This window comes from Spirillospora sp. NPDC046719 (genome assembly GCF_040645715.1).
Taxonomy (GTDB): Bacteria; Actinomycetota; Actinomycetes; order Streptosporangiales; family Streptosporangiaceae; genus Spirillospora.
Map to the genome: position 1 here is coordinate 1 of NZ_JBEYYT010000570.1, position 5,089 is coordinate 5,089.

Genomic DNA, 5,089 nt, shown 5'->3' on the forward strand with positions numbered 1-5,089 from the left:
CCCGCCGACCGGGCGGCGGGATCGGGGGCGCGCCGCGCGGCGGTGACCCGCGTTTCGAAGTCGTGGGCGTCGACGCACGCGCGCGGCACGGCGAGCCGGTAGGAGCCAGGACGCGACTCGACCGCCTCCCGGCCGATGGCGGCGCGCAGCCGCGAGACCAGGGACTGCAGCGCGTTCGGCGCGCCGCGCGGCACGCCGTCCTCCCAGAGCGCGTCGATGATCCGCTCGGCGGGCAGGACCGCGCCGGGGTCCAGCGCGAGCAGGGTCAGCAGCGCCCGCAGCCGCGCACCCCCGACCTCGACGGGGCCGCCGTCGGCACGCACCTCCAGGGGCCCCAGGATCCCGATCCGCACACCGGCGATTCTCCCCCACCGCCGGACACGCCGGCGCCCCGGCGGTCACGGGGACCGCCGGGGCGCCGGGTGCCGGGCGCGAGGCGCGGGTCAGGCCGCGGGCTCGCTCGACTTGGCCTTCGGCTTGATGTCGTCCAGGGCCGCGAGCTCGAAGTCGGCGCGCGGCTGCTCGACGCTGGCGAGCGAGACGGTCTCGCGCTTGAGGAACAGCGCGAGCGTCCAGTCGGCGATGACCCGGATCTTGCGGTTGAAGGTCGGGACCATCGCGCCGTGGTAGCTGCGGTGGAAGAACCAGGCGGGCCAGCCCTTGAGCTTGAAGCCCATCGGGTTCGCCACGCCCTTGTGCAGGCCGAGCCCGGCGACGGCGCCGAGGTTGCCGTGCACGTACGGCTTGAGGGCCTTGCCGCGCAGCGACCGGACGATGTTGTCGGCCAGCACCTTCGACTGCCGGACGGCGTGCTGGGCGTTCGGCGGGCAGAACATCCCGTCCTGGGTGAGGTCGGGGATCGCGGCGTTGTCACCGGCGGTGAACGCGCGCACGAGGCCCTCGATGGTGAGGTACTCGGTGCCCTTGACGCGGCCCCGCTCGTCCACCGGCAGGTCGCCGTGCCGGACCACCGGGGACGGCTTGACGCCCGCGTTCCACACCAGCGTGCCGGCCTGGAAGCTGCTGCCGTCCGACAGCTCGATCTGGCCGTCCACGGCGGACTGCAGGAAGGTCTTCATCTTCACGTCGATGCCGCGGCCGCGCAGCTGCTCGGCGGTCCACTTGCCCATGTCGGGGCCGACCTCGGGCAGGATGCGGTCGGCGGCCTCGACGAGCATGAACCGCAGGTCCTGCGGGGTGACCTTGCGCATGTACTTGGTGGCGTCGCGGGTCATGTCCTCCAGCTCGGCGATCGCCTCGACGCCGGCGAACCCGCCGCCGACGAACACGAAGGTCAGCGCCTTGCGGCGGAGGTCGACGTCGTCGGTGGACTCGGCGATCTCCAGCTGCTCCAGCACGTGGTTGCGCAGGTGGATCGCCTCGCCGACGGTCTTGAGGCTGATGCCGTTCTCGGCCAGGCCCGGGATGGGCAGCAGCCGCGGCACCGCGCCGGCCGCCATGACCAGGTAGTCGTAGGAGATCCGCTCCGGCGGTCCGGCCAGCGGCTGGACGATCGCCCACCCCTCGTCGTGGTTGAGCTCGGTGACCCGCGCCTTGCGGACGGTGCAGCGGGGCAGCACCCGGCGGAGCGGGACGACGACGTGCCGCGGCGAGATGTTCCCGGCGGCGGCCTCGGGGAGGAACGGCTGGTACGTCATGTACGAGTTCGGGTCAACCACGGTGACCTTGACCTCGCCCCGCTTGAGCTCCTTGCGGAGCTTCTTCTGCAGGCGCAGGGCGGTGTACATGCCCACATAGCCGCCACCCACGATGAGGATGTGGGGAGCGCCAGGGGTCTCCTCGGCGGTCCTGGCCATTGCGGCCTCCTATGTCACGGTCGGCTTGTGAAGACATTCACAAACTAGCTGATGGAACGTGCCCGACACCAACCGAGAACCAGGAAAGAACACGAAAACTTCCTGAACTGGCAAAGTAGAGCGTTACCAAGCGTGTGAAACTCGCCACTCCTTCCCAAATTTTCGCCCGGAACGGGGCAAAGCAGGCATGACGCAACTCACACCGGCGTTCACGAGGGCCGCCGCGGCCGCGGGGGACGGAAAGGCCCGTTCCACACCCGTGGAAGCCCTAAGGTTGGGCCGGACGGGAAAGGGGGCGCCACCGGCGCGGAGCGCGCCAGGCCGGGAGAACGGCGATCCGGCGGCGCGCAGCGTACGATCTCGGCCGGGAGCGTAACGACATGAAGAGCAGAGAACGGCGTCCGATCCTGGCCGCGGCGGGCGCCCTCGCGCTCACCACGGCGCTGGGCGGCTGCGGGCTGATCGGCCAGCCCCAGAACAAGAGCGCCGAGCTGTCGGAGTGGTTCACGGTGACCAGCCCGGTCTTCCGCGATGGGCGCGACTTGCCCACGCGGTACGGCTGCGCGAAGTACCCTGGCGGCGAGGGAAAGACCCCGCCGCTGCACTGGTCGGCGCCGGCCGGCACCAGGTCGTTCGCGATCGTGATGGACGACCCGGACGGCTCGGAGGGCGCCTACGTGCACTGGGTGATCGCGGGGATCGACGGCACGACCAACGAGCTCGTCGAGGGCGCCGAGATCCAGGGCGCCGTCGAGGGGCTCACCACAGGCAAGAAGGCGGGATACGCGCCCCCGTGCCCGCCCAAGGGAGAGCGGCATCGGTACCGGTTCACCATCTACGCTCTGGACAGTCCGGCACCGTTCCGCCAAGGCGCCAAGCTCCGGGACTCGCTCGGCGCCATCGCCAAGCACACGGTGGGCCGCGGCCGGATCACCGGGAACTTCGGCGGCAAGCAGGCGCGTTGACCGTGGAGCCTCCGGGCCCGGGGTCGGCGCGGACCCCTTCGGGGGGCTGGAGCCAACAGGGGTGTGCGGGTGGCCCGGACGGGCCGGCCGATACGCGTCGGGTGAGGGTAAATGTGCGCGAAGGGTGTGACAACGGTCATAGCGGTCGGACAGAATCGGACTAGCTCCGAGGACGACCGACCGCCGGCGACGAACGGGCCCGACCCGCGGACCGCGCCGACGACTCTCGCCGGGCCAAGGCATTGGGTGGTGGCATGACTTCTTACATCGTGGTCTTCGGCCTCATTGTGGTCGTGGTCCTGGTGGTCGTCCTCGTGGCGCTCGGGCTGCGGGCCAGCAGGGCGGGCCGCGACGACGACGACTGGATGGACGACGAGCCGCAGCAGCAGCCCCGCGGCCGCCGCGCCGCGCCGCCGCCGCCCGACGACATGGGCGCGCAGGACGACGGCTACGGCCCCGGGTACGACCAGGGCTACGGCAACGCCGCCCCCGACCCCGGCTTCGACCGGCGCGTCGCCGGCGGCCCGCTCGCCGCCCCGCCCGCCGCCGCCGCTCCCCCGTCCCCGCCGCCGCCCGCTCCCGGCGGCCAGTCGTCCGACGAGATGGAGGACGACGACTACTGGGCCACCATCACCTTCGACAAGCCGAAGTTCCCCTGGCAGCACGGCCAGGAGGCGGGCGAGCCGGACCCGTCGGCCGACCCGCTGAACGCCCAGCAGGCGCAGGCGCAGGCGACCCAGCACGTCGCGCCGCCCGAGCCGCAGCCCGCCGTCGAGCAGCCCGGCCTCACCCAGCCGGTCTCCCTGGGCGCGGACGGGACGATCCTCAACGGGCTCGGCGGCCCGACCGGCACCGGACCGCAGCAGGCCCCCGGCGGCTTCCAGAACGCGCCGTACGCCGCCGACCCCGGCTCCACCTCGCACGACCCGATCCCGACCGACCTCGGCGCGCTCGGCGGCCCGTCCGGCCCCGGCTCGCAGGCGCCCTACGGCGTGCCCGACCAGCAGGTGTACGGCGGGCAGGAGCCGCAGCCGGCGTACGGGGCGGCCGACCAGTACGACCCGTCCTACGGCGGCGGCGACCAGTTCGGCGGGCACGCCGACCAGCCGCACTACGGCACGCAGGACCAGTCCGGCTACAGCGACCAGCCCTCCTACAGCGACCAGCCCTCCTACGGCGACCAGCCGCAGTACGGCGTCCCCGAGCAGCCGCAGTACGGGTCCTCGCACGAGCCGTCCTACGGCGACTTCGGCGGCGACCCGCTCGGCTCCCGTCCGGCGACCGGCCCGTCCGGCGGCCGCTCCGACGCCTTCGACCTGCCCTTGGGCTCGTCCGCGCCGGCGCAGCCGCCCGCGCCGCACCAGGCGCCGCCGCCGTCCGACCCGCTGGGCCTGCCGCTCGGCCGGCCCGAGGAGCCCGCGCGCGGGTTCGGCGAGACGACCGGCGGGCTGCCCGGCCCGGCCGAGCCGATCCCGCCCGCTCCCCCGGCCCCGGCCGCTCCGGCGGCGCACGGCGGTCTCGGCGGGGCGCCGTCCGGCGGATCGGGCTCCGACACCGACAACCACAAGCTGCCGACCGTGGACGAGCTGCTCCAGCGCATCCAGACCGACCGGCAGCGCTCCTCGGGCGGCCCGTCCGGGGACTCCGGCGGCTCGTACGGCTCGCTGAACGACCCGCTGAGCGACCCGCTCGGCACCGGCTCGTTCGGCACCGGCACGGGCACGGGCACGGGTGCGGGCGGCGGCTCGGGCACGGGGCCGTGGCCCCCGCCCGCGTCCGGCGGCGCGTCCGGCTCCGGCGGGTACGACAGCGGGTTCGGCCCGTCGAGCACCGGCCCCGGAGCGGGCTACGGCCAGGGCTCGCACACCGACGGGTACCCGACCGCCCCGGCCTACGGCGAGTCGCCCCGCTACGACGACCCGCTGGGCGGCGGGTCCCGGGAGCCGTACGGCTCCGGCGGTCAGAGCGGCGGGCAGGGCGGCGGCACGGGCGCCTACGGCGACTTCAGCGGCAGCAGCTACAACAGCGGCGACCCGCTGGCCGCGCCGCACGACCCGGGCGCCACCCAGGCGTACGGCTCGGGCTACCCCGGTCCGTCGCAGCAGGGCGGCTACCAGCAAGGCGGGCAGCCGAACGACGCCGACCCGTACGGGTCGCGGCAGCAGCCCGACGACTGGGAGAACTACCGCCGCTGACGCGCCGTCGCGCGAGCACCGCAGCGAGGGACGCCACGAATGACGCCGAACAACCGGAAATAAACGGGGTCGCCCGCTCCTTCTAAAGGGGGGGGGGGGACGCGGGGGTGTC

4 protein-coding genes are annotated in these 5,089 nt (G+C 73.9%); 2 read left to right on the top strand and 2 right to left on the bottom strand.

Going from position 1 to position 5,089, the window contains the following annotated elements:
- Both ABZ914_RS46215 and ABZ914_RS46220 read right to left on the bottom strand, forming a co-directional pair.
- On the bottom strand, positions 1–353 hold a 353-nt coding region (locus ABZ914_RS46215; protein WP_500201015.1), incomplete at its 3' end, for an AfsR/SARP family transcriptional regulator.
- A gap of 90 nt (positions 354–443) precedes the next feature.
- The gene (locus tag ABZ914_RS46220) at positions 444–1,817 is read right to left on the bottom strand and encodes an NAD(P)/FAD-dependent oxidoreductase (protein ID WP_433150767.1); all 1,374 of its coding nucleotides are present in this window, start codon (positions 1,815–1,817) and stop codon (positions 444–446) included.
- Between the two features lie 380 nt (positions 1,818–2,197).
- Here ABZ914_RS46220 and ABZ914_RS46225 point away from each other — a divergent pair, with 380 nt between their 5' ends.
- Complete coding sequence (locus tag ABZ914_RS46225) at positions 2,198–2,782, top strand: YbhB/YbcL family Raf kinase inhibitor-like protein (protein ID WP_433150764.1); 585 nt, start codon at positions 2,198–2,200, stop codon at positions 2,780–2,782.
- A gap of 254 nt (positions 2,783–3,036) precedes the next feature.
- The gene (locus tag ABZ914_RS46230; RefSeq protein ID WP_500201016.1) at positions 3,037–4,977 is read left to right on the top strand and encodes a hypothetical protein; all 1,941 of its coding nucleotides are present in this window, start codon (positions 3,037–3,039) and stop codon (positions 4,975–4,977) included.
- Positions 4,978–5,089 lie beyond the last annotated feature (112 nt).

What these genes read in the sequence shown, in the direction of transcription:
- ABZ914_RS46225 (WP_433150764.1), top strand. Translation starts at nt 2,198, where the DNA reads ATGAAGAGCAGAGAACGGCGTCCGATCCTGGCCGCGGCGGGCGCCCTC.
- ABZ914_RS46230 (WP_500201016.1), top strand. Translation starts at nt 3,037, where the DNA reads ATGACTTCTTACATCGTGGTCTTCGGCCTCATTGTGGTCGTGGTCCTG.
- ABZ914_RS46220 (WP_433150767.1), bottom strand. Translation starts at nt 1,817, where the DNA reads ATGGCCAGGACCGCCGAGGAGACCCCTGGCGCTCCCCACATCCTCATC.